Origin of the sequence: Microcoleus sp. D3_18_C4 (genome assembly GCF_036702355.1) — a bacterium.
Taxonomy (GTDB): domain Bacteria; phylum Cyanobacteriota; class Cyanobacteriia; order Cyanobacteriales; family Microcoleaceae; genus Microcoleus.
Genome location: NZ_JAUBTF010000149.1, coordinates 154 through 3,198 on the forward strand (window position 1 = coordinate 154; position 3,045 = coordinate 3,198).

The 3,045-nt window shown below is 39.8% G+C and carries 1 protein-coding gene and 2 pseudogenes; 2 read left to right on the forward strand and 1 reads right to left on the reverse strand.

All coding sequences use genetic code 11. The features are described from left to right. Both QUA90_RS30220 and QUA90_RS30225 read left to right on the forward strand, forming a co-directional pair. On the forward strand, positions 1 to 1,106 hold a 1,106-nt coding region (locus QUA90_RS30220), incomplete at its 5' end, for a proprotein convertase P-domain-containing protein (protein WP_333448773.1). Between the two features lie 212 nt (positions 1,107 to 1,318). Beyond that, positions 1,319 to 2,465 (forward strand): annotated as a pseudogene (locus QUA90_RS30225) (IS4 family transposase). 176 nt (positions 2,466 to 2,641) lie between these two features. On the opposite strand, the pseudogene QUA90_RS30230 reads toward QUA90_RS30225, so the two are convergent. Next, positions 2,642 to 2,956: pseudogene (locus tag QUA90_RS30230) on the reverse strand (helix-turn-helix domain-containing protein); the annotation flags it as partial. Positions 2,957 to 3,045 lie beyond the last annotated feature (89 nt).

Here is a 3,045-nt window from a genome sequence, read left to right on the forward strand (position 1 = left end):
GTAATGGTAATACCAACCCAAAAATCGAAGTTGATGATGACAATAATCAAGAAAATGGTAATACCAACTTACCTCCTGAAGTAGATAACTCCCAAAACCAAGGTAATGGTAATACCAACCCAAAAATCGAAGTTGATGATGACAATAATCAAGAAAATGGTAATACCAACTTACCTCCTCAAGTAGATAACTCTCAAAACCAAGGTAATGGTAATACCAACCCAAAAACCGAAGTTAATGATGACAATAATCAAGAAAATGGTAATACCAACTTACCTCCTGAATTAGATAACTCCCACAACCAAGGTAATGGTAATACCACCCCAAAAACCGAAGTTGATGATGACAATAATCAAGAAAATGGTAATACCAACTTACCTCCTGAATTAGATAACTCCCAAAACCAAGGTAATGGTAATACCACCCCAAAAACCGAAGTTGATGATGACAATAATCAAGGAAATGGTAATACCAACTTACCTCCTGAATTAGATAACTCCCAAAACCAAGGTAATGGTAATACCACCCCAAAAACCGAAGTTGATGATGACAATAATCAAGGAAATGGTGATGCCAACTTACCTCCTCAAGTAGATAACTCCCAAAACCAAGGTAATGGTAATACCAACCCAGAACCCGAAGTTGACAGCAATCAGCCGCCTAAATCCAAAACTACTGAGGTGAAAACTTATACCAGCAACGATACCAACCTGAGTATTCCAGATTTAGGAACGCTATTTTCAAGGCTGGCAATTCCCGATCGCGGCAGCATTTTGGATCTCAATATCCAACTGGGGATTACTCACGAGCGTAGTAACGATATCGACGTTTTCCTGAAAAGTCCTAATGGAAAGAGCGTCAAATTGTTTGCTAATGTCGGTGGAAATAGCAACAAGCTTGGAAATGTCACCTTAGATGATGATGCTTCCCTACCTATCAGTGCGATTTCCAATCCCAATGCTACTATTTTCCGACCTGAAGGCAATCTAAGTACGTTTAATGGTTTGGATTTATCCGGTACTTGGACATTGGAAGTCCGCGATACTAACAAGCAGAAAACTGGCACTCTCAAAAGTTGGTCGATGATTATAACTAAATCAAATTGATAGTAACGTAAGTTGCTAATTACTAGCATGAGGAGGGTTTGGTTTACACAGCAATACGGTTCAGTTAAGGCTCAAACCCTGGTAAATTAGGTAGGGTGTCCAAAAATGGAGAGCAAGTTAGCGTGCATCTCAAAGAATTCTCATTAGTCTCTCCCCAAATCCCAAGTAAGGAGATATTCAAGGCCATAGAGATAGCAATTCCAGCAAGTGCTATCGAACAAGCTATTGCGAAAACAAATGTTGAAGAAAAACGTCAGCGCGCCCTACCAGCACAACTGGTAGTGTGCCTGGTAATTGCCATGAGTCTGTGGTCGAAAGATTCAATGCGGGATGTCTTAAAAAATTTAATTGATGGTCTTAATGAAGCATGGGTGAAAATTAGTAAATATTGGCGGTTTCCCTGTAAATCGGCAATTACTCAAGCCAGACAAAGATTAGGAGCAGGCGTGATGAGACAGTTGTTTCATTCATTAGTGCGACCAATGGCTACAGTTGAAACAGTAGGAGCTTTTATCAACAAACTCAGGGTCGTAGTGATAGATGGAACCTGCTTAGATATTCCGTCTGGGTGATGAAAATGCCCGAGTTTTTGGTCGTCCGGGTAGCCGTCCCGGTACGAGAGCAGCGTTCCCAAAAGCTAGATTAGTGATTTTAGTAGAGGCAGGAACACATTTAATATTTGACGCCTTAATGTGTCCATATAAAATAGGAGAAAGAGTAAGAGCGTTAAAGTTGTTACGCTCAGTAACGCCGGGAATGCTATTGATGTGGGATAGAGGGTTACATTCTTATGCGATGGTAGAAGCTACAGCCAGTAAGGGTTGTGAGTATTTCGGGCGAATTCCATCCAACGTTAAATTCTTAAACGAGACACAATTAGAAGAGGGTTCATATCTGAGTTGGATTTATACATCCGGCAAATTAAGAAAAAAAGGATTTCAGCCCATACAGGTAAGAGTAATTGAGTACACAATTGAGAATTACGACCGCCCAGGAGCACAAATTAGATATCGTTTAATTACCAGCTTGTTGGACGCGGAAAATTTTCCTGCCTAGTTACTTGCCTGTGAATATCATCAACGTTGGGAAGTTGAGAATACGATTGATGAACTGAAAGTACATTTATTAGGACGAAAAACTCAGATTCGTTCTCAAAAGCCAAAGGAGGTGGTACAAGAAATTTATGGTTTATTACTAGGACATTGGGCTGTACGGTTATTAATTTTTCAAGCAGCAAGCAGTGCAGGTGTTTCACCATTGCGTCTTTCTTTTACTGGAACATTACGAGTTATTCGTCGCGCGCTCCCAAAATTTCAGCGGTTACAACCACAGGAACTTCCCTTTTTTTTAATTGGTTAACTTGGGAGATTCTCGATCAAGTTCTACCTAAAAGGGTTCCGAGAAACAACCCCAGAGTCGTGAAAAAACCTGTTTCAAAGTTTCGGTCTAAACAAGTTAAACACAGAGGTACTGGAATCATAATGACTCCTCCTCTATTTATTGTTTTAAGCACTGCATAGCCTCAACTGAACCGTATTGTTATTGGTTAACCATTGGATAATTTCCGACTGTTCTTCTGGCTTAAGTTGTCCCTGCGAGTTTTGATGATTTAAGAGCAATCCTTCAATTCCATGCAACGCATAATTGATTTTCCACTTGCTAATAAATGGAGAGGATACTCCCAATATCTTTTGAATAGTTTCGCGGCAGATTCCTTCAATTAGCATCCGGACTGCCAAAGCTCTTTTTAATTCTCTGGGGTCGGGATTACTGGCAATAAAATTTTCGAGTTCTAATAAGGCTTCGACTTCATCCTCTCCGAATTTTTCTGACGACTTATTTTGGGTCATTTCAAATCCTACTTATACCAATTTAATATGAAGCTGCATAGAATAGAGCTTCAAGAATAAAATTGTAAGATGACAACGAACTGATTTGC